Source organism: Mycolicibacter senuensis (assembly GCF_003284925.1).
Taxonomy (GTDB): Bacteria; Actinomycetota; Actinomycetes; order Mycobacteriales; family Mycobacteriaceae; genus Mycobacterium; species Mycobacterium algericum_A.
In genome coordinates this window covers 1-20,242 of sequence record NZ_QMEX01000068.1, presented here as the reverse complement: position 1 = coordinate 20,242, position 20,242 = coordinate 1, and the positions used below count along the sequence as shown (strand labels likewise).

18 protein-coding genes and 1 tRNA gene are annotated in these 20,242 nt (G+C 68.5%); 10 read left to right on the top strand and 9 right to left on the bottom strand.

What is annotated here, in order from left to right; translation table 11 throughout:
* On the bottom strand, positions 1 to 1,639 hold a 1,639-nt coding region (locus DQP56_RS15300), incomplete at its 3' end, for a DUF2232 domain-containing protein (protein ID WP_112686786.1).
* Between the two features lie 136 nt (positions 1,640 to 1,775).
* On the opposite strand from DQP56_RS15300, the gene DQP56_RS15295 reads away from it, so the two are divergent.
* The 3 genes from DQP56_RS15295 to DQP56_RS15285 all read left to right on the top strand — a co-directional run bounded on the left by DQP56_RS15295 (position 1,776) and on the right by DQP56_RS15285 (position 5,001).
* The gene (locus tag DQP56_RS15295; RefSeq protein WP_112686794.1) at positions 1,776 to 2,225 is read left to right on the top strand and encodes a MarR family winged helix-turn-helix transcriptional regulator; all 450 of its coding nucleotides are present in this window, start codon (positions 1,776 to 1,778) and stop codon (positions 2,223 to 2,225) included.
* A 183-nt stretch (positions 2,226 to 2,408) separates the two neighbouring features.
* Positions 2,409 to 4,217: a putative bifunctional diguanylate cyclase/phosphodiesterase gene (locus tag DQP56_RS15290; protein ID WP_112686792.1), complete on the top strand. Its 1,809-nt coding sequence runs from the start codon at positions 2,409 to 2,411 to the stop codon at positions 4,215 to 4,217.
* A gap of 418 nt (positions 4,218 to 4,635) precedes the next feature.
* Complete coding sequence (locus DQP56_RS15285) at positions 4,636 to 5,001, top strand: PAS domain-containing protein (protein WP_013828518.1); 366 nt, start codon at positions 4,636 to 4,638, stop codon at positions 4,999 to 5,001.
* Between the two features lie 4 nt (positions 5,002 to 5,005).
* Here the strand turns inward: DQP56_RS15285 and DQP56_RS15280 are convergent, their stop codons facing one another.
* The 3 genes from DQP56_RS15280 to DQP56_RS15270 form a co-directional block, all read right to left on the bottom strand.
* Positions 5,006 to 5,683: a TetR family transcriptional regulator gene (locus tag DQP56_RS15280; RefSeq protein ID WP_112686784.1), complete on the bottom strand. Its 678-nt coding sequence runs from the start codon at positions 5,681 to 5,683 to the stop codon at positions 5,006 to 5,008.
* Positions 5,683 to 6,369, bottom strand: a complete 687-nt coding sequence (locus DQP56_RS15275; protein WP_112686782.1) for a TetR family transcriptional regulator — start codon at positions 6,367 to 6,369, stop codon at positions 5,683 to 5,685. Before DQP56_RS15275 ends, DQP56_RS15280 begins: the two co-directional genes overlap by 1 nt.
* Positions 6,370 to 6,623: 254 nt before the next feature.
* On the bottom strand, positions 6,624 to 7,760 hold the full coding sequence (locus DQP56_RS15270; protein ID WP_112686780.1) for an esterase-like activity of phytase family protein: 1,137 nt from the start codon (positions 7,758 to 7,760) through the stop codon (positions 6,624 to 6,626).
* Positions 7,761 to 7,812: 52 nt separating this feature from the next.
* Here DQP56_RS15270 and DQP56_RS15265 point away from each other — a divergent pair, with 52 nt between their 5' ends.
* Positions 7,813 to 9,762: an acyl-CoA dehydrogenase family protein gene (locus DQP56_RS15265; RefSeq protein WP_112686778.1), complete on the top strand. Its 1,950-nt coding sequence runs from the start codon at positions 7,813 to 7,815 to the stop codon at positions 9,760 to 9,762.
* 60 nt (positions 9,763 to 9,822) lie between these two features.
* Positions 9,823 to 10,218: a hypothetical protein gene (locus DQP56_RS15260; RefSeq protein ID WP_013828513.1), complete on the top strand. Its 396-nt coding sequence runs from the start codon at positions 9,823 to 9,825 to the stop codon at positions 10,216 to 10,218.
* Between the two features lie 16 nt (positions 10,219 to 10,234).
* On the opposite strand, the gene DQP56_RS15255 is transcribed toward DQP56_RS15260, so the two are convergent.
* Positions 10,235 to 10,310 (bottom strand) — tRNA-Asn (locus DQP56_RS15255).
* A 130-nt stretch (positions 10,311 to 10,440) separates the two neighbouring features.
* On the opposite strand from DQP56_RS15255, the gene DQP56_RS15250 reads away from it, so the two are divergent.
* A complete protein-coding gene (locus DQP56_RS15250) occupies positions 10,441 to 10,695 on the top strand; it encodes a hypothetical protein (RefSeq protein ID WP_112686776.1) in 255 nt (84 codons plus the stop codon).
* A gap of 119 nt (positions 10,696 to 10,814) precedes the next feature.
* Here the strand turns inward: DQP56_RS15250 and dnaG are convergent, their stop codons facing one another.
* Positions 10,815 to 12,710 (bottom strand): DNA primase, encoded by a 1,896-nt coding sequence (dnaG, locus tag DQP56_RS15245; protein ID WP_112686774.1) that lies wholly within the window; start codon positions 12,708 to 12,710, stop codon positions 10,815 to 10,817.
* A gap of 83 nt (positions 12,711 to 12,793) precedes the next feature.
* On the opposite strand from dnaG, the gene DQP56_RS15240 reads away from it, so the two are divergent.
* Positions 12,794 to 13,591: a sensor domain-containing protein gene (locus DQP56_RS15240; protein WP_234825685.1), complete on the top strand. Its 798-nt coding sequence runs from the start codon at positions 12,794 to 12,796 to the stop codon at positions 13,589 to 13,591.
* A gap of 8 nt (positions 13,592 to 13,599) precedes the next feature.
* On the opposite strand, the gene DQP56_RS15235 is transcribed toward DQP56_RS15240, so the two are convergent.
* Positions 13,600 to 14,862 (bottom strand): deoxyguanosinetriphosphate triphosphohydrolase, encoded by a 1,263-nt coding sequence (locus DQP56_RS15235; RefSeq protein ID WP_435673869.1) that lies wholly within the window; start codon positions 14,860 to 14,862, stop codon positions 13,600 to 13,602.
* A gap of 136 nt (positions 14,863 to 14,998) precedes the next feature.
* On the opposite strand from DQP56_RS15235, the gene DQP56_RS15230 reads away from it, so the two are divergent.
* Positions 14,999 to 16,999 (top strand): TPM domain-containing protein, encoded by a 2,001-nt coding sequence (locus tag DQP56_RS15230; protein ID WP_112686772.1) that lies wholly within the window; start codon positions 14,999 to 15,001, stop codon positions 16,997 to 16,999.
* Here the strand turns inward: DQP56_RS15230 and DQP56_RS15225 are convergent.
* Positions 16,996 to 17,742 (bottom strand): type IV toxin-antitoxin system AbiEi family antitoxin, encoded by a 747-nt coding sequence (locus tag DQP56_RS15225; protein ID WP_526022707.1) that lies wholly within the window; start codon positions 17,740 to 17,742, stop codon positions 16,996 to 16,998. The two genes, DQP56_RS15230 and DQP56_RS15225, sit on opposite strands and share 4 nt — an antisense overlap.
* A gap of 22 nt (positions 17,743 to 17,764) precedes the next feature.
* Complete coding sequence (locus DQP56_RS15220; RefSeq protein WP_112686770.1) at positions 17,765 to 19,162, bottom strand: glycine--tRNA ligase; 1,398 nt, start codon at positions 19,160 to 19,162, stop codon at positions 17,765 to 17,767.
* Positions 19,163 to 19,268: 106 nt separating this feature from the next.
* On the opposite strand from DQP56_RS15220, the gene DQP56_RS15215 reads away from it, so the two are divergent.
* On the top strand, positions 19,269 to 19,679 hold the full coding sequence (locus tag DQP56_RS15215; protein WP_112686768.1) for an ArsR/SmtB family transcription factor: 411 nt from the start codon (positions 19,269 to 19,271) through the stop codon (positions 19,677 to 19,679).
* Positions 19,676 to 20,083: a Fur family transcriptional regulator gene (locus tag DQP56_RS15210; protein ID WP_112686766.1), complete on the top strand. Its 408-nt coding sequence runs from the start codon at positions 19,676 to 19,678 to the stop codon at positions 20,081 to 20,083. Before DQP56_RS15215 ends, DQP56_RS15210 begins: the two co-directional genes overlap by 4 nt.
* Positions 20,084 to 20,242 lie beyond the last annotated feature (159 nt).

Here is a 20,242-nt window from a genome sequence, read left to right as displayed (position 1 = left end):
CCTCCAGACCCACGTGGCTGCGCATCAGCTGCAGCCGGGCCGCCTGGAACGACAGCGCCACCGCCCCCACCTGTTCGTCGGCCGGTCGCCCGCCGAGCAGGCAGCGGCCGGTGGTGGGCGCGGTCAGGCCGGCCATGATCCAGGCCAACGTCGACTTGCCGGAGCCGTTGCCGCCGTGGATCAGCAGGCCGTCTCCGTCGTCGACGGTGAAACTGATGTCACGCAGCGCGGTCTTGGCCCATGGGGTGCCGCTGCCGTATTCGTGTCCGACACCGGTCAGTTCGAGCACTGGGCGGCCACTGCGCCCGGCGGTGGCGCCGCCGGACGCCGCGGCAGGAACCTCGGCGGTCTCCACCATGGCGGTGTTGTCGCGCGAGCCGGACAGATCGATGACCCGGTCGGCACTGCCGACTTCGTCGTTGTAGTGGGTGATGTGCACCAGGGAGGTGCAGCGCCGTTCGGACGAGCCCGCCAGCCCCGAGAGCACCCCCAGCAGGACCTCACGCCCCTTCGGGTCGACCATGCTGGTGACCTCGTCGGCGATCAGCAGTGCCGGTTCGCGGGCCAGGGCCGCGGCCACCGCCAAGCGCTGCAGCTCACCGCCGGACAACCCGCCGGTGTCGCGCTCGGCGAACCCGCTCAGACCGACCTCGCCGAGGAGTCGGTCGATGTCGGTGGTGGCCCCCGCGGGCAGGCCCCACACCACGTCGTCGGCGACCCGGGTGCCCAGCACCTGGCTCTCGGGATGCTGCATCACGACTGCGGTGCCGCCGGGCGCGCCCAACCCGACCGCCCCGGGGCGCTCGACGGTGCCTGCGGTGGGCGCGCGCCCGGCCAGCAGCAGCATCAGGGTGGTCTTGCCCGAGCCGTTGGCCCCGGTGACCGCGACGTGTTCGCCCGCGTGAACTTCCAGGCTCACCGGCCCCAGGGCGTCGTGGCTGGTCTGCGGATAGCGAAAGCGCACCTGATTCAGCCGCACCGGGACCGGCGCTACCGGCCCGCTCTCGGCCGGCAGGTCCAATTTGTGCACGTCGGGAACGCCGCGCAGCCGGTCGAGCACCCGCGACAGCGCCCACCAGCCGAGCAGGGAGACGATCATCACGCTGATCGTCGACTGCACCAGCAGGAGCCACTGCCAGTAACGCAGCACCACGCCGAGCAGGCCGGTGAGGTCCGCCGCGGCCCGCTGGAATTCCGGCAGCGGGACCTTGTCCATCGCGGCGGCGACGCCGTGCACATTGGCGGTGATCGCATCGAAGATCAGGTTGCGCAGCCGCGACAGGACGGTCAACGCCGCCACGGCGGCGGCTCCGAAGATTCCGCCGGCCACCGCCGAGGCCACGACCACGGTCGGCAGGCCACGGCGGTGACGCTTGATGACGCCGGTCAACCCGCCGATGTAGGCACAGTTCACCACCGTCATGAAGCCGCCCATCCCCGCGATCAGGAACGCGATCGTTGCGGCGGCCACCGTGGCGGCGGTCAACACCCGAAACCGGTGGCGGTAGGCCAGCAGGCCCATCGGCACCGTCCCGAGCAGCGCCAATCCACCGGCAAAGGGCACGACGACCGCGATGATCGCCGTCGCCGCGCACAACGCCGCCATCACCGCCGCCTGCGCGATCTCGACGGGCCGCATCGACCGCGCCCGAATTCGGCTACCACCCTGGCCGGTCTTCGTCACCCGTCGATTCTGCCAGCCGCTCCGGAAACCCCCCGATACGCGGCCGCCCGAGATGATCCACTTGTGTCCACTCTTGTGCCATACTCGCGCGATGGCAGCCCCCGCCCACATCAGCCTGGGAGCCGACCTGCTCAGCGTCGTCGCCCGCCTCAACCGCGTGGCCACCCAGCGGGTCGCCCTGCCGATTCCCGGTGCCCAAGCCCGGCTGCTGTCCACCATCGAGGATCTGGACGAGGCCCGTATCTCCGATTTGGCCGCGGTCGACCACTGCTCGCAGCCGACGATGACCACCCAGGTGCGGCGACTCGAGGACGCCGGACTGACCACCCGCACCCCGGATCCGCAGGATGCTCGCGCGGTGCTGATCAGGATCACCGAGAAAGGCGTGCAGACCCTCGACCAGGTTCGCCGCGACAGGGCCTCGGCGATCGACCCGGAGTTGGACCGGCTGTCCGCGGAAGACCGCCGGACGCTCACCGAGGCCGTCGAGGTGTTACGGCGTTTCCTGGCCGAGATCGCTCCGAGCAGACCGGAGCGCTAGCAGCCGGTTCAGCTGAGATGTTCCAGCCTGAGCGGTTTCGGAATATGCTCACTGCGACATCAACCCGACGCGAGCCCAGGCGTGCTGCGGCCCGTGCGGTTCCCGCGCGGGGCTACCGGTCTTCGGGGGAAGGACATCGTGGCGGATAGATTGGCGCTGGTCACTTCGATCGCCGCCCAGCTGATGGCCACCACGCCGGCCACGGCGCCCGCCGTCAGCGAGCGGGTGCTGCAGACGCTGGTGGAGCAGCTCAACGTCGACGCCGGATTCCTGCGCCACAACGACCACGAGATCCGGGCGTCCAAGCTGGTGGCGGAGTGGCCGCCGCGTACCGATCCACCCGACCCGGATCCGCTGGCGGTTGTCTCGTTCACCACCGCCGATCCGGTCTTCACCACCTGCGCGCACGGCAAGCGGGTGGCGGTCATCCGGCCGGAACCGTCGGAGTCGGGCTATGTGCGCCAGATGGCGATCGATCATGCGATCGAATCACTGTCGGTGGCCACCGCACCACTGATCTCGGGGCCGGTGACCACCGGCATGCTCGGCCTGGTCAAATTCCGCCGGCCCAAGTGGCGGCCGGAAGAACTCAACACGATCGAAGCGATCGCGTCGCTGTTCGCGCAGTTGCAGGCCCGGGTGGTCGCCGAGGAGCGGCTGCGCTACCTGGCCGACCACGACGACCTGACGGGGCTGCACAACCGGCGCGCGCTCGTCGCTCATCTCTCCGACCGGCTGGTCGCGGGCAATCCCGGCCCGGTGGGCGTCTTCTACATCGACCTGGACCGGCTCAAGCCGATCAACGACTATCTCGGGCACGCCGCCGGCGACTGGTTCATCCAGGACTTCGCCCGGCGTCTCCGGGCATATGCCGGAAACCGCACCATGACGGCCCGGATCGGCGGTGACGAGTTCGTCGTCATCCCGGACTGGCCCATGTCGATGGCCAGCGCGGAGACCTTCGCCGATCGGCTGCAAGGTGCCCTGCGGGACAAGGTGGAGATCCAGGGCCATACCGTGACCAGCACGGTCAGTGTGGGCGTGACCGTGGGGCTGCCGGGCGAGGACACCAGCGCGGGCCTGTTGCATCGCGCCGACGAGGCGGTGCTGGCCGCCAAACGCGGTGGTGGTAATCAGACCGTCAGCTCCACCGATGATATGTCGCTGAAGAGCTTGTTCCGCAAGGACATCGAGCTGCACCTGCAGGGCAAGATCGACGACGAGTCACTGTTGCTGTACTACCAGCCCGAGGTCGACTTGTGGAGCGGGGCGATCGTGGCGGTCGAGGCGCTGGTGCGGTGGCGGCATCCGACCCGCGGGTTGTTGCTGCCCGGCTCGTTCATCAGCATCGCCGAATCCGCCAACCTGGCCGACGACCTGGGCCGGTGGGTGATGCGCAGTGCGTGCGCGGAATTCAGCTCGTGGCAGGCCAACGGCGTCCGGACCAACGCCACCCTGCGGGTCAACGTCTCCCCGGTGCAGCTGGCCGCCCGCGGATTCGTTCAGAACGTGGTGGACACCGTCGAGGAGTTCGGTCTGCGTCCGGGGTCGTTGTGCCTGGAGATCACCGAGCGCGCGGTGGTGCAGAACATCGAAACCACCCGGCGCACGCTGGCCGAGCTGCGCGAGGCCGGAGTTCAGATCGCCATCGACGACTTCGGCACCGGCTACGCCGTGCTGTCGCATCTGAAGGATCTGCCGGTCGACACGCTGAAGATCGATACCGTATTCGTGCGGGAATTGGGCGTCAACGCGGGCGATCTGGCGATCGTGCGGGCGATCATCGCACTTGCCGAGGCGTTCGGACTGCAGGTGGTCGCCGAGGGCGTGGAGACGTCAGCTGCCGCGCTCACCTTGATGCGTCACGGATGCCACCGCGCGCAGGGCTTCCTGTTCTCGCGCCCGGTGCCCGGCGCCGCCGCGGAATCAATGCTGGCGTCGCGCTGGATGGCCATGCCTTTCCTGGCCGACAGCCAGGCTTTGGTGATCTGAAAAGAACAACGCCCGGTAGAACGCGGCACACAACCGCACCCCCGGCTGCCGGCCGGCGAGCTCTGCAGCCGGTGCGGTGCACCAGCGCGTCTCGGCGTACGGCGGCAATCGGCGGTGCGGACCCCTCGAGGTGCCCCGGGCGAAGCTGTGGGAGGAACTCACCGGCGCCGGCCACGGCGCGCGCTGTCGCGCACCCCTGCCCTGCAAACCAGTCCCTCGCATAAATGGAGATAGTACATACCTTTCGTATGATGTCCAATCCTTACAAGACCGGTCGTTAGGACTTGTGTGGCACACGGTGCGTCGACGGCCACACGCCGGGCCGCCGGGACCGGCAAGGATGCCCGCGAGCAGGGCCACGCCCGTCATAATCAGATGCATGGAGCGACGGCGAAACGCGCACACCCCCCAGACCCCGATGGAGACGCTGCGGCAGTTGCCGGCCCTGGTCGCGCTCGAGCGGATCCCGGTGCCCGTGCTGGCGATCGCCGACGACGGCACCATCTTGTTCGCCAACACCGGCTTCGCCGGCATGCTCGGCTACACCCAAGAAGAAGTGCTGGCCCTGGAGTTCCGGCAGATCTTCGGCGAGGTGCCGCCGGCTGAGGAGTCCGCATTGTCGGTAATGCACTCATTGGCCAATCTGGTTGTTTCCCTGGAACATCGGGATGGTTCAACGGTGCGGGCCCTGATGAGCAAGTCGGCGCTCGAACGTGCCGACGACCGGGTTGCGCTCGCCACCTTCCAAGACCTCACCGAGCAACTGTGGACGGACGAGCGATAGCGCCTCAGTCGACGGCGGCCGAGTCCTCGCCGCCGCCCCCGGGTCCGGGCTCGGCCTGGTAACGCAGCGACTCGCGGGCCAGGAATTGCTGAAAGTACGCCAGCGAGTCCGCCGCGACGATCGCGGGCAGCAGCATCTCCCACATCCGGGTCAATCGGGCGATGCCGTCCTCGGCGCTCGACAGCAGCCATGTCCCGAGCATCGCGCCGGTGATCGGCTCGGCGACCAGGGCGGGATCGAGGCCCTCGCGCAAATCCCCCTCGGCGATTGCGCGTGCGGTCTGGGCGGCCACCGTCGCCGCCCATTCGTCGGCGACGTCACCGCCCAGTTCGTTGGATTCCGACAGTGCGAAAACCAGGTGGCCCGCCGCCCGCGCCTCTTTGTCGACGGCCAGCACCGCGGTGACGGCGAACATGCCGTGGATCATGCCTTCCAAGGCAGGCGACGACGGCTGGCACATGTTCCGGAAGGTGCTCAGCATGGTGCTGAATCCACCCTCGATGATGGCCATCACCAGTGATTCCATCGAATCGAAGTGGTGGTACAGGGCGCCTTTGGTCACTCCCGCGCGCTCGATGATCGCGGTTCGGCCGGCGGCGACGTAGCCCACCTCGCCGAATACGTCGATGGCTGCGTCGAGCAGCTTCCGTCGGGTCGCCTCGGATCGAACCTGACGTGCCATCAGCCCGCCCGGTCGTCGGCCGCGATGGGGTTCTCCGACGCGGTCTTGATGGCCAGCGCGGTGCGCCGCCGGATGAACTGGAGGAAATAGTCGATACGGTCGTCCGGCACCAATCCGGGCAGCACGACGATAAAGCCCCGCTCGATCTGCCCCAGGAACTGTTCGGGGTCGTCGAGATCGCCCGCCTGCCGCAACCCCAGGTACAGCGCCACCAGCATCCGGGCCACATCCTGCGGTTCCTGCTCGACGATGTCCCCTTCGGCGACTGCGCGTTCGGCCACCACACTCAGCGCTTGGACCGCATTGTTGAGCACCGTGGTCTGCAGTCCTTCGCCACGACCGACAACCGGAAGAAGATGCAGCACCGCGCGCGCGGTGTCGCGACAGATGTCTTCGACCGCCATCAGATAGCCGACGTCGATCAGGGTTTCCAGGCCGGAAAGCTTCCGGTCGACCAGCGACTGTACCGCCGCGCCGGCCCTGGCGAGTTGTTCGTCGATGACGGCAAGTGCGAGAGCATGCTTGGAGCGGAAATGGAAATACATTGCGCCCTTGGTCAATTCCGCTTCCGCGAGGATATCGTCCAGGCCGACGTCGTGATAGGGCCGCTGGGCGAACTGGTGCGCAGCGGCGCGGATGATCTGCTGGCGCGTCGCATCGGCGCGCCGGTCGGTGGAGTCAGCCAACGCGCGATCTCAGCCTCGTCACTGACCGGCAGTCGTACCGCATTGCGCTAACGCTATCAGGGCACTGTGCAAATTAAACCTTTTCGATACCCGCAATCGCCAATAACGAGAGCCGGCATTCGGTAAATATCAATTAGCGGCTGCCGGGTTACATTTGGTCTCCCAGGTGGCCGGCCTGCCCCCGATGATAGTGCCCATCCAAGCGGGTGGTCTCCGGCCCGGGTCGTTCCTCGCCGCTGCGTCGCCAGATCGACTCAGCGTGCGGGCATCGCGAGCACCACGAACTGCGTCAGCTGGCGCGGCGAGAAGTTGTCGTCGCTGACGAGCACCAGCGTTTGACGCCCGTCGGGCAGCTTGGGGCCCAGCGTGATCCCCTCGATGTTGTCCAGCGGTTGCAGGCCGGGTGTAGTCGACAGGTCGGCCACCAACGTCTTGACCATCGGGGTCACGGCCGCCCCGGCAAGGGCCGGCACGCCCAACACATCGGTGGCGTCCCCGATCTCGGCGCGGAACAACCGCACCGTCGGGCGCACGCTGAACGCCCGCTCGATCACCAGGAACGCGGTGTCGGACAACGCCACCAGGTCGGTCAGACCGTTTGTCTCGGCGGGGGCCGTGGCCGGCTCCAGCGGATAGGCGTATTGGGCGAACGGCGCGGCCGAGTCGGCGCCCGGGTCCACGCGGTAGGCGGTGATGCGGGTCAGCGCGCCGCGGGCCTGATCCGGCAGGGCGCCGTCGTCGTAGCCGGGTCCTTCCATCGCGGCGAACAGCCACCGGCCGTCCGGGCTCAGTGTCAGCCCCTCGAGCGTCATGTTGCGGCGTGGCCCGGTGCGCTGCGCCGACATCGCCAATTGCGGTGGCGTGGTCAACCGGCCGAGATAACTGCCGTCGAGGCCGGCGATCCTGACCCAGGGATCGGCCAGCACCGGACCACGCGGCCCGTCGGTGCGCCGCTCCCCCTCCGACGACCAATACAGCCGCTGCCGGCCGCTGTCGAACGCGATACCTTCCGGGTCCGGTGGCACGACCGGCGGTGAACTGTCGAACGACCGCGGTTCGAATTGCCGCCCGTGTTCGTCCAGCAGCGGGTGGACGGCCATGATCGCCGCGGCATCGACGCCGCGATCGGACACCGACAGCCGTACCGTGTAGAACCGGGCCGGCCCGCTGGCCGACCGGTCGTCACTGATGACGTAGTAACAGTCCCGCTGCGAGTCGTAACTGATCCCCGACAATCCGCCCACCGTCGTACCGGCGAACACGGTGCCCGGCGCCAGGTGGGTCTGGCCCAGGTATTCCACTCCCGGTGCCGCGGCCGGCGCCTCGCACGGTCCGCAGCCGGCAGCGAGGATCCAACACAGCGGCAACAGCCGGGCCAGCTTCCAACGCACACCGTCATTTAAACCCGGTTTACCGGCCGCCCCGCGCGGCTACCGTGCAGGGGTGACCATCTCCGCAGCTCTCTGTGACGCCTTGGATGGCCGTTGGCGTGCGGTCAAGAATCGGGTCCGGGCCACCCTGTCCGATGAGGTATTCCGCCCGCACTACACGCCGAACACGGTGATCGCGCGCGCCAAGGTCGCCGAACAGCTCAGGATCATGGCCGGCACCGGTGTGGCCGCCGACAGCTTCCGCAAGGAACACGGTGGAACCGGTGATGTCGGCGCGGCCATCACCATGATCGAGATGCTGGCGATGTCGGATCTGTCGCTGATGGTCAAGGCCGGCGTGCAGTGGGGGCTGTTCGGCGGCGCCGTGGAAAACCTGGGCACCGAGCGCCACCACCGCGCCTACGTCCAGAAGATCATCGACCTGGACCTGCTGGGCTGCTTCGCGATGACCGAGACCGGCCACGGCAGCGACGTGCAGGCGCTGGAGACCATCGCCACCTACGACCCGGCGACCGAGGAGTTCGTCATCGATTCGGCCACCGACACGGCCCGCAAGGACTACATCGGCGGGGCGGCCGAAACCGCCACCGTCGCGGCGGTTTTCGCCCAGTTGAGAACACCGGGCCCGGGCGGCGAAGAGCAGGGTCACGGCGTGCACTGCTTCCTGGTGCCGATCAGGGATGCCGAGGGCAACGACCTGCCCGGTGTCACCACCTCGGACTGTCACTACAAGGGCGGTCTGCCCGGGGTGGACAACGGTCGCATCGTCTTCGATCACGTCCGGGTTCCGCGCGAGAACCTGTTGAACAGGTATGCCGATGTCGACCCGGACGGCAGTTATCGGTCATCGATCGAAAGCGACGGCCGGCGGTTTTTCACCATGATCGGCACCCTCATCCGCGGCCGGGTCTCGGTGGGCGGGAGCGCGGCCGCGGCCGCCCGGGTCGCGCTGGACATCGCTACTCGATATGCCTTGCAGCGCAGGCAGTTCAGCGCGCCGAGCGATGACGGTGCCGAGCACGAGGTGCTCATCATGGACTACCTGGTACACCAGCGCCGGCTGCTGCCGCTGATCGCACGGTCATACGCGCTGCAGTTCGCTCAGAACGAACTGGTGAGCAAATGCCATGACCTGCAGACCGCCGACGACCCCGACCCCGAGGAACAGCGGGAGTTGGAGGCGCGGGCGGCCGGGCTGAAGGCCGCCAACACCTGGCACGCGTCCCGGGCGATCCAGGAGGCGCGCGAGGCCTGCGGCGGCGCGGGCTACATGGCCGAGAACCGGCTGATCGCGTTGCGCGCCGACACCGACGTGTTCACCACCTTCGAGGGCGACAACCACGTGCTCACCCAACTGGTGGCCAAGCAACTGTTGACCGCCTATGCCGACGACATCGCCGGTATGAGCCCGGTCGACTGGGTGCGTTTCGCCGCCGAGACGGTCAGCGACCGGGTGCTGAAACGTACCGCCGCAGAGACGATCATTCAGACCTTCGTCGACGCCCGGCAAGACAGCGAGGAAGAAGGCAGTCTGTTCAACCGGGGTACCCAGTTGCACATGTTCACCGACCGCGAAGAGTATCTGCTGACGTCGGTGGCGCGCCGGTTGCGGGCCAAGTCCGAGCAGATGAGCGACTTCGACGCCTTCAACGCCGTGCAGGACCACGTGCTGCACGCCGCGGCCGCCCACATCGACCGGGTGGTGCTGGAGGCCTTCGTCGCCGGCATCGAGTCCTGCCCTGACCCCGAAGCCCGCGAACTGCTGGAGCTGGTGTGCGACCTGTACGCGCTCAGCGTCATCGAGGACGACAAGGCGTGGTACATCGAGCACCGCTACCTGTCCACCGATCGGGCCAAGGCGGTGACCCGCGGCATCAACGACCGGTGCCGGAAGTTGCGGCCGCACGCCGAGACCCTGGTCGACGGGTTCGGCATCCCGGAGCAGCTGCGATACGCCGAGATGCTGCATCCGGAACACTTGGCAGAGACTGCCCGCCGGTGAATCCACCGGCCGACCGTCATAGGCTGTCCGCATCGATGCTCAAACAAAGGAGTACCAACCATGGCGTGGTTCCTCGCGCTGAATGCCACACCGACCAAGGGCGTCCAGGCACCGACCTATGAGCTGCAGGACTCCGCCGACATCGAGCGGATTACCGAGGAGATGGCCAGCTTCGCCGCCACCGACCGGGCGGTGGCGGTTCCCGCCGTCTTCAACAACGGCCGGCAGAAGGTCACCCTGTATGTGCGGCCGGCCGCCTGGGGCGCGTGGGCGATTTACGAGCTGACCGACGAAGAGCGCCGCGAGATGATGGCCAACAGCCCGCTGGTCAGTGCGCTCGCCCAGGCCCGCGCGGCTCAGCAGCAGCAGTCCCAGTCACAGCAGACGCCCCCGATGTTCGCACCGCAGCAGCCGCCTTCGCAGGCCGGTCCCTCGGTGATTCCCCGGCTGGACTGACGCCGGTACGACGTGGTGGCTCCCCCGGGTGGACTCGAACCACCAACCCTCCGGTTAACAGCCGAATGCTCTGCCAATTGAGCTACAGGGGACTGCTGTCCGCGTGGACTTGCACGACTCTAGCGCATCCGGACAGCACCGCCTCCCGACGGGGGTCGCACCCAAACTCGCCGCCGTTGCGTGAGGCAGGATGGAAACACCGCACGATGTAGGGAGCAGCATTTGATCGGGTACGTCGTCGTGATGGGCGTCGGCTACGTGATGGGCACGAAAGCCGGCCGTCGCCGCTACGAGCAGATCGTCGGCACCTACCACGCGCTGACCAGCAGCCCGGTCGCCAAATCGGTGATCGATAAGGGACGGCGCAGCATCGCCAAACGAATCCATCCCGGCCAGAAGATGGTGACCCTGACCGAGCTGGAGGACGGCACGACGGTGCTGCGGCCCGAAGACCCGGACGAACCCGGCCCGCGCTGATTCGCTCAGGCGGTACCAGTGGCGCCTGACCCGCTGCACCCAACCTACGGCCGGCCTTGCGATCAGGCGGTACCCCTCGCGCCTGACCCGCTGCACCCGACCTACGGCCGGCCTTGCGATCAGGCGGTCAGATCGTCGCCGCTGGCCTGCTCGAGCAGACTGCGCCGGTAGGCCTCCATCGCGACCAGGTCCCCGAACAGGGCGTGGTATTCGTCACTGTGTTCCACCGGTGACATCCGCTGCAGCTTGGACTTGACCTCGGCGATCTGCCGGCCCACCCAGACCTCCTGCAACCGGGCCAGCACCCCGCCGATGTAGCGGGGCAGTTTCTCGTCGTCGACGCGGATGGACTCCACGCTCAACTCGTGGATGAGGCCGATCGTCAGCGCCGAGGTGGTCTGCTCGCGCACCGTCTCGATCCACTGCGCGCCCGCGGCCGCCCCGGCGGTTCCGCCGGCGGTGTCGATCGCCGAGCGCACCGCCGCGTAACCGGGGTGAGTGAAACTCTCCACCGTCAGGCTGTCGAACACCGGCCCGGCCAGCGCAGGGAACTGCAGCGCCGCCTTGAGCGCCTCCCGCTGCGGCCACAGCGTCGGATCGGCCGGATTGGGGCGTGCCACCGGCGGCTGGGCGGCGGCCGCGGCCGAAGTGGTGGACATGCGCTTCGCGGCGCCCCGGGAATCCTTGGCCGCGGCGCGCACCCTTCCGATGACCTGCGCGACGTCGTCCCATCCCACCCAGCCGGCCAGTTGGCGGGCGTATTCGTCGCGCAGCGTCGGGTCCTTGATCTGGGCGACCATCGGTACGCAGCGACGCAGCGCGGCGACCCGGCCCTCGGCGTTGTCCAGGTCCATCTCGGCCAGCGCGGTGCGGACTGCGAACTCGAACAACGGAGTTCGGCGTGCCACCAGGTCGCGTAGCGCCTCGTCGCCGTGGGCCAGCCGCAGATCGCACGGATCCATGCCGTCGGCGGCCACCGCGACGAACGACTGTCCTGCCAGTTGTTGTTCACCCTCGAGGGCCTTGACCGCCGCCGCACGCCCGGCCGCGTCGCCGTCGAAGACGTAGATCAGCTCGCCCCGAAAGAATTTGTCGTCCATCATCAGTCGACGCAGCATCGCCAGGTGCTCGTCGCCGAAGGCGGTGCCGCACGACGCGACGGCGGTGGTCACCCCCGCCAGGTGCATCGCCATCACATCGGTGTAACCCTCCACCACGATGGCCTGGTGCCCGCGCGCGATGTCCCGTTTGGCCAGGTCGAGACCGAACAGCACATTGGACTTCTTGTACAGCGTCGTTTCCGGGGTGTTGACGTACTTGGCCTCCATCGGGTCGTCGTCGAACAACCGGCGGGCGCCGAACCCGATCACCTCCCCCGCCGAGGACCGGATCGGCCACAGCAGCCGACGGTGAAACCGGTCCATCGGGCCGCGGCGTCCCTCCCGGGACAGCCCTGCGGCCTCCAGCTCCTTGAACTCGAAGCCCTTACGCAGCAGGTGTTTCGTCAAGCCGTCCCACCCCGAAGGGGCGAACCCGCAGCCGAACCGCTGGGCCGCGGCGGCGTCGAAGTTACGTTCGGTGAGGTACTTGCGCGCCGGTGCGGCCTCGGGGCTGCCCAACGCCGCGGCGTAGAACTCCGCTGCCGCCGCGTTGGCGGCGATCAGCCGGCTGCGGCCGCCGCGCTCGCGCTGGATGTTGGTGGCCGATGCCCCGGTGTAGGTGATGGTGTGGCCGACCCGGTCGGCCAACAGTTCGACCGCCTCGACGAAGCTGGCGTGCTCGATCTTCTGCACGAATGCGTAGACGTCACCACCCTCCCCGCAACCGAAGCAGTGGAACAGGCCGTGGTTGGGCCGGACGTGAAACGACGGCGACTTCTCGTTGTGGAACGGGCACAGGCCCTTGAGCGAGTCGGCTCCGGCCCTCCTGAGCTGGACGTAATCGCCGACCACATCCTCGATCCGGACACGCTCGCGGATGGAGGCGATGTCGCGATCGGAGATACGGCCGGGCACCGGGTCAGTCTAGAGTGCACCGCCGGTCGGCCAACCCCGATGTTTTAAGCTCGGTCCGTCAACGTCGAGGTCCGGGAGCGCCCATGAGTCTGTCCGAGCAGCCAACGGCGGCGAAATCCAAGCGACCTCGCCTCCTGCTCGCGATCGCTGTCGTGGTGCTGGCCGTTGTGGGGCTGGTGATGTGGCTGGGCTCGCCCGACCGCTCCCGCGGCGCCGCATCGGGTATCACCGGCGAGACCGTCAAGCAGGTCCTGCTCGACGGCGCCGAGCTCACGAAGATGCTGGACCAGCCCTTCACCACGGTCACCGGGCCGCCGGCCTACGGCGGTCTGGAGGCGATGGAGGACTCGTCGGCGCCCGGCGAATGCGTGGGCGTCGTGGACGTCGCACCAAAGAGCGTGTACGCCGGGGCCGACGTGCAGAGCTACGCACGCGAGACGTGGATCGACTCCGAACCCCACCGGGACGGCTTCACGCCGCTCACCACCCGGGTGATGTTCGTCAAGGAGGCCGTGGTCGCGCTGCCCAGCGAGGCCGACGCCCGGGAGTTGTTCGCGAGCTTCGCCGACCAGTGGAAGCGCTGCGACGGGCGTCCGGTCGACACGACCGACCCGGTTTCGGGAGCGCAGCCGCACCTGCACGGCACCGAAATGCACATCACCGACGTGCGGGTCACCGATGACGTGCTGGCGGCGTCCATCGTGCTCGACAAGAGCCCCAAGGCCCCCGACACCCGGGCCATCGGCGTGCGCGGCAACTACATCGTCGGGGTACTGATCGCGTTCACCGGCACCGAGAACGCCACCGGTTCCGCCGATCCCCAAACCAGCAGCATCCAGGCCGTGCAGGCGATGATGGACAAGGTCACCGAACTCAGCTGAGGCGCCACTCAGCCCCCCGCGAGACGCTCCAATCGCCCCTCGGTGCACGACGCGATCTGATCGATGATGACCCGCAGCCGCGCGCCGTCGTCCGCGGCGGCGACGAACGCCGGGACGAAGATCGGATCCAAGCTCTCCGGTGCCCCGGCAAGCAGCCGGTGCGCGACCTCGTGAATCCGCTCACGCTGGACGGCCTGAATCTTGCGGTGCTGATCTTCGGACATGATGAACTGCACCGCAAGGGTTTTCAGCACGGCCACTTCGGCCCGAACCAGTTCAGGCACCTCCAGGTCGGCCTGGTAGCGGGTCAGCGGCCGGCGGCCGGCGGTGGCATGGGTAGCGCTGATCGCCGCGGAGGCGAACCGACCGACCAGCTCGCTGGTGAGTCGCTTCAACGCCACGGACGCCGACAGCGTCACCACGAATTTGCCGTAACCGGCGACCGCGGCCACCACCGGCAGTTCGGTGAGTCGTTGAGCCGCCGCCGCCAGATCATGCTCACCGTCGGGATCGCCGAGCCGCGCCAGTTCGGCCACCGTCGAGGCGTCACCGAGCACCCGCAGGTCGATGCGGCCCGCGATGACACCGTCTTCGACGTCGTGCACCGAGTAGGCGACGTCGTCGGCCCAGTCCATGATCTGCGACTCCAAGCAGACCCGGTCCTCCGGCGCGCCTCGACGCATCCATTCGGCGGCGGCCCGGTCGTCCTCGTAGAACCCGAACTTGGTTCGGGCCGGGCCGTTTTCCGGCCGTCGCGGCCACGGATATTTGGTGACCGCGTCCAGCGCCGCCCGGGTAAGGTTCAGTCCCGCGCTTGCACCGTCCGGCCCCAGGACTTTCGGTTCCAGGCCGGTCAGGATGCGGAAGTTCTGCGCATTGCCTTCGAATCCGCCGCAGCCGGAGGCGATTTCGTTGAGCGCTTGCTCGCCATTGTGACCGTACGGCGGATGCCCGATGTCGTGAGCCAGTCCGGCCAGGTCGACCAGGTCGGGGTCGCAGCCCAGTCCGATCGCCATCCCCCGCCCGATCTGGGCCACTTCCAGCGAATGGGTCAGCCGGGTGCGCGGCGTATCGCCGTCGCGGGGTCCGACGACCTGGGTCTTGTCGGCCAGCCGGCGCAATGCGGCGCTGTGCAGCACCCGGGCCCGGTCCCGGGCGAAGTCGGTCCGGTGCTGGCCGGCGGTTCCGGGCAGGCCGGCCGTCTTCGACGGCTCCGCCACGAGGCGATCGCGTTCGTGCGCGCCGTAGCTGTCGTATGAGTTCATGGCCACCGGCGCCAGTCTATTTAGCGCGCGCCCATTTCGATGACACGCCGGCCCGAAGCCCGGCGCCGCGGCGCCCGAGCCGCGCCCAGGCCGGCCGCAGAATTCCATCGCTCGCCCGGGGATCGCATATACATTGACCAGCATGCGAATCACGCGCCTGATCAGCGCCGTCCTGGCGATCCTCACCGCCGCGCTGCTCGTGGCGCCGAGCGCTGCGGGGCAACCACCGCTGCGGCTGCCCAGTTCGATCACCGACAGCGCCGGGGTGCTGGCGCCATCCGACCGCGCCGAGGTGCAGGCCGCGATCGACAAGCTCTACGCCGATCGGCACATCCGGCTGTGGGTGGTCTACGTCGAGGTCTTCTCCGGGCAGACCGCCGACGGCTGGGGCCGCAGCACGGCCCAGCTCAGCGACCTGGGCAACAACGACGCCCTGCTGGCGGTGGCCACCGCTGACCGCAGCTATGCGTTCCTGGTGTCCAACGGCATCGCCGAGATCAGCACCGGCAAGGTCGACGCACTGCGGCGCAACCAGATCGAGCCGGCCCTGCACCGCGGCGACTGGGCCGGGGCGGCCGCTGTCGCCGCCGAGGGATTGGACGCGGCGGCAGCTCCGGCCGAGGTGAACTGGGCGCCGATCCTGATCGCGCTGGCCGCGGTGGCGGCCGCCGGCGTGGTGGTGTGGCTGGTGGCACGTCAGCTGCGGCGTAGGCGGCACGCCGCGGCGCTGGCCGCAGCCCGGCGCGTCGACCCGACCGATCCGAACGCGCTGGCCGCCGTGCCGGTGTTCGCACTGGATGCGCTGTCGCGCGAGAAGGTGGTCGAGGTCGACAACGCGGTGCGCACCAGCGCCAACGAGTTGCAGCTGGCGGTCGATGAGTTCGGGCAGGAACGCACCCGGCCGTTCGCACAGGCGGTCGCGAGCGCCAAGTCCGCCATGGAGCACGCCTTCACCGTGCGTCAGCAACTCGACGACGACATCCCCGAGACACCGGCCCAGCAGCGCGATCTGCTGACCGGGGTGATTGTCACCGCCGCCAAGGCCGATCGCGAACTGGAGACGCAGCGAGCCTCGTTCGAGCAGTTGCGCGACCTGGTGCTCAACGCAGCGGCACGCCTCGACGATCTGACCCAGCGGCTCGTCGAGCTGACCGGGCGCATTCCGGCCTCCGAGCAGCACCTGATCGAGTTGCATCGCGAATTCGACGCCACGGCACTCAGTTCGGTGTCCGGCAACGTCAAGACCGCCCAGGACCGAGCGGCCTTCGCCGAACGCAACATCACCCGGGCGCGCGGGCTGGCCGATCACCCGGTGACCGGCGGGCAGAGCGAGCTGGTGGACGCGGTGCGGGCCGCGGAGTCCGGATTGGGCCAGGGCCGGGCGCTGCTCGACGCGGTGGATAACGCCGCCCGCGACATCCGCCACGCGGTCGCCACGCTGCCGGAGGCCATCACCGACGCCGAGGCCGGCATCGCACAGGCCAATGCGCAGCTACAGCGCGGCGCGGGCCCACACCGCTCCGAGCTCGCGTCGGCCCGCGACACCGCGGTCAAGGCTGTCGCCGCCGCGCGGGCCAGCGGAGATCCGCTGGGGGCGTTCACCGCGTTGACCAAAGCCGACGCTGATCTGGACCGGCTGCTGGACACCGTGGCTGAGGAACGCGCGGCCGCCGAGCGACTGGCCCGCACGCTGGAGCAGGCGCTGTTCACCGCGTCGTCGCGGATCCGCGCCGTCTCGGATTACATCGACACCCGCCGCGGCAGCGTCGGCCCGGAGGCCCGCACCCGGCTGGCCGAGGCCCGCCGCCGGCTCGAGGCCGCCCAGGACAAGCGCAGCACCGACGTCGCCGGCGCCATCAGCCAGGCCAACGGTGCGGCCACACTGGCCGCCGCGGCCCAGTCACTGGCCAAGGCCGACGTGCAGGCCGCGCAGCGGGCCTACTACGGGCGCTACGGCGGCGGTCCCGGTGGTGGCAATGACACCGGCGCCATGCTGGGCGGCATCATCATCGGCAACATCCTCAGCGGTGGCGGTATGGGTGGCGGCTTCGGCGGCGGTAGCAGCGGCGGCGGTTGGAGTCCGACCTCGTTCGGCGGCTCCTCGGGTGGCGGCGGCTTCTTCGGCGGCGGCGGCCGCTTCTAACCCCACCACCGCGAGCGTGCGCGTCCCCGCTCGACACGCCGCACAATTTCCCGGAGATACGCACGCTCGCGCCGGCAAATTCGCGCGGCGCGCGAGCGGGAAAGCTCCGTCTCAATGCGGCGCACCATGTCCCGGGATCGGCGTCGAACGTCGTCGTCGACGATGGACAGCACCGTCCACCCCACCTCCTGCAATGCCGCGCGTTTGCGCCTCTCCCGGCGCAGCGCCTCAGGGCTGCTGTGGAAGTCGAAGCCGTCGTATTCGACGGCCACTCGATACTGCGGCCAGGCGCAGTCCACCCGCCATGCCTGGAAGTTGCGGTCGATGATCGTGAACTGCAGTTCGGGCGGGGGTAGCCCGCCGTCGAGCATTCCATCGGCCAGCGGAATCAGCTCCCGCACTGTGACGATTCCCGGCCGCCCGGATTGGTGCGCCGCCGCGCGGCGTAACCGGCGCGGGTCACAGTGGCCGCTGCGCAGCGCCTTGTCGAGAACGGCCAGCGCCCGGGGGCGGCGGAGGCTGCGGGCGAATTCGATTGCGGTCCAATTGGGCTCGGTGGCGAGCCGACCGTCGATTACGGTTAACGGCACGCCGTGACGGCGATGCACCACCAACCCGTCGGACTTGCGCAGCTGATGCCCTGCCGGGTTCAGCACGTGCAGGTCGGAGTCGTCCTCGGTGTCGAAACCGTACGCCGCAGCGGCGGTGCCAAGGCAGACCGCGACTTGTTCACCGGCGCGCAGATCCAGGCCCGCCAGCCGGAGGTCAGCAGCCCTTGAGGCGCACGGCCAGGTAGTCGGCCACCGAGTCGATGGCCACCCGCTCCTGAGCCATGCTGTCGCGCTCGCGCACGGTGACGGCCTGGTCTTCGAGGGAGTCGAAGTCGACGGTGATGCAGAACGGGGTGCCGATCTCGTCCTGGCGACGGTAGCGCCGGCCCACCGCCCCGGCGTCGTCGAACTCGACGTTCCAGGACTGGCGCAACTCGGCGGCCAAGTCTCGGGCCTTCGGCGACAGGTCGGCGTTGCGGCTCAGCGGCAGCACCGCGGCCTTGACCGGCGCCAGCCGCGGGTCCAGGCGCAACACCGTGCGCTTGTCTACCCCGCCCTTGGCGTTGGGGGCCTCGTCCTCGTGATAGGCGTCGATCAGGAACGCCATGAACGAGCGGGTCAGGCCGGCCGCCGGCTCGATCACATACGGCGTGTAGCGGGTGTCGGACGCCTGGTCGTAGAACGACAGGTCGACACCGGAGTGCTTGGTGTGGGTGGACAGGTCGAAGTCGGTGCGGTTGGCGATGCCCTCCAGCTCGCCCCACGGGTTGTTCTGGAAACCGAACTTGTACTCGATGTCGGTGGTGCCGGCGCTGTAATGCGACAGCTTCTCCAGCGGATGTTCGAACAGCCGTAGCTTGTCGGCGTCGATACCGAGGTCGACGTACCAGGCCAGCCGGGTATCGATCCAGTACTGGTGCCACTCGCGGGCGGTGGACGGCTCGACGAAGAACTCCATCTCCATCTGCTCGAACTCGCGGGTCCGGAAGATGAAGTTGCCCGGGGTGATCTCGTTGCGGAAACTCTTGCCGGTCTGGGCGATTCCGAACGGTGGTTTGCGCCGCGCGGTGGTGACCACGTTGGCGAAGTTGACGAAGATGCCCTGCGCGGTCTCGGGGCGCAGATAATGCAGCCCCTCCTCGGTCTCGATCGGGCCGAGGTAGGTCTTGAGCATCATGTTGAACTCGCGGGGCTCGGTCCACTGGCCCTTGGTACCGCAGTCCGGGCAGGCGATCTCGCTCATCGGAACGTCATCGGGGTCGACCTGCTCCCCTTTTGCAAGCCGCTTGGCGGCTACCGCCTCTTGCATGTGGTCCTGGCGGTGACGCTTGTGGCAGGACAGGCATTCCACCAGCGGGTCGTTGAAGACGTCCACGTGACCGGAGGCCACCCACACCTCGCGCGGCAGGATGATCGACGAGTCCAGGCCGACGACGTCCTCGCGGGCCGTCACGACCGAGCGCCACCACTGTCGTTTGATGTTCTCTTTGAACTCCACGCCGAGCGGACCGTAGTCCCAGGCGGATTTGGTGCCGCCGTAGATTTCGCCGGCCGGGAAGACCAGGCCGCGGCGCTTGGCCAGATTGACGACGGTGTCGATGACGGACGCCACGAGGGGGTGCACTCCTGTCTTGTCGAGGCCGCGCCGGCAACGCCGACACGCAGAGCACCGACATCGTATCGATAAGCTCGGAGTTCTTTGACATGCATCATTACGCATGGAACAGTGGAGCCAGCTGAAAACGGTTTCCAACATGGGCGGAGGTGGTGGCATGGCGCCCGCAGCGTCCGGTCTGGTAGCCGATGACCACCAACACACCGGGCCCGCCTACCCGGCCACGCCGCCGCGTGAGATCCTCGACGCCGCCGGCGAATTGCTGCGGGCATTGGCCGCTCCGGTGCGCATCGCGATCGTCTTGCAGCTGCAGGAGTCGCACCGCTGCGTCCACGAACTCGTCGACGCGCTGGGGGTGCCGCAGCCACTGGTCAGCCAGCATCTGAAGATCCTCAAATCGGCCGGGGTGGTCACCGGGGAACGGTCGGGCCGCGAAGTGCTCTACCGGCTGGCCGACCATCACCTGGCGCATATCGTCATCGACGCGGTGGCCCACGCCGGTGAAGACCATTGACCGCCCCCGGGGTGCGCTCCACCCGGCAGCGCACGGCGATCTCGGCGCTGCTGGAGACCATCGACGACTTCCGTTCGGCGCAGGAACTGCATGACGCGCTGCGTGAGCGCGGCGAGAACATCGGGCTGACCACCGTCTATCGCACGTTGCAGGCGATGGCGTCGGCCGGTCAGGTCGATACCCTGCGCTCCGACACCGGTGAATCGGTGTACCGGCGCTGCTCAGAGCACCATCACCACCACCTGGTGTGCCGCGACTGCGGCGCCACGGTGGAGGTTGCCGACCATGAGGTCGAGACGTGGGCGGCCCAGATCGCCGCAGAGCACGGCTTCTCCGACGTCAGCCACACCATCGAGATCTTCGGCACCTGCGCCGACTGTAGGAAAGCCGACTGTAGGAAATAAGTAGGCCCCGCCCGGTCGGATCAGCCCGGCGAGCCGTTGCTGGCGCCGCTACCTCCTTCGCCGCCTTCGCCGCCCCGGCCCAGGTTGCCGCCGTTACCGCCGTTACCGCCGTTGCCGCCGGACGCGCCGCTGTTGGTTCCCGACGGGTCGTATCCGTCG

What these genes read in the sequence shown, in the direction of transcription:
- DQP56_RS15240 (WP_234825685.1), top strand. Translation starts at nt 12,794, where the DNA reads ATGAGTCTGTCCGAGCAGCCAACGGCGGCGAAATCCAAGCGACCTCGC.
- DQP56_RS15215 (WP_112686768.1), top strand. Translation starts at nt 19,269, where the DNA reads ATGGAACAGTGGAGCCAGCTGAAAACGGTTTCCAACATGGGCGGAGGT.
- DQP56_RS15230 (WP_112686772.1), top strand. Translation starts at nt 14,999, where the DNA reads ATGCGAATCACGCGCCTGATCAGCGCCGTCCTGGCGATCCTCACCGCC.
- DQP56_RS15285 (WP_013828518.1), top strand. Translation starts at nt 4,636, where the DNA reads ATGGAGACGCTGCGGCAGTTGCCGGCCCTGGTCGCGCTCGAGCGGATC.
- DQP56_RS15280 (WP_112686784.1), bottom strand. Translation starts at nt 5,683, where the DNA reads ATGGCACGTCAGGTTCGATCCGAGGCGACCCGACGGAAGCTGCTCGAC.
- DQP56_RS15260 (WP_013828513.1), top strand. Translation starts at nt 9,823, where the DNA reads ATGGCGTGGTTCCTCGCGCTGAATGCCACACCGACCAAGGGCGTCCAG.
- DQP56_RS15295 (WP_112686794.1), top strand. Translation starts at nt 1,776, where the DNA reads ATGGCAGCCCCCGCCCACATCAGCCTGGGAGCCGACCTGCTCAGCGTC.
- DQP56_RS15290 (WP_112686792.1), top strand. Translation starts at nt 2,409, where the DNA reads ATGGCCACCACGCCGGCCACGGCGCCCGCCGTCAGCGAGCGGGTGCTG.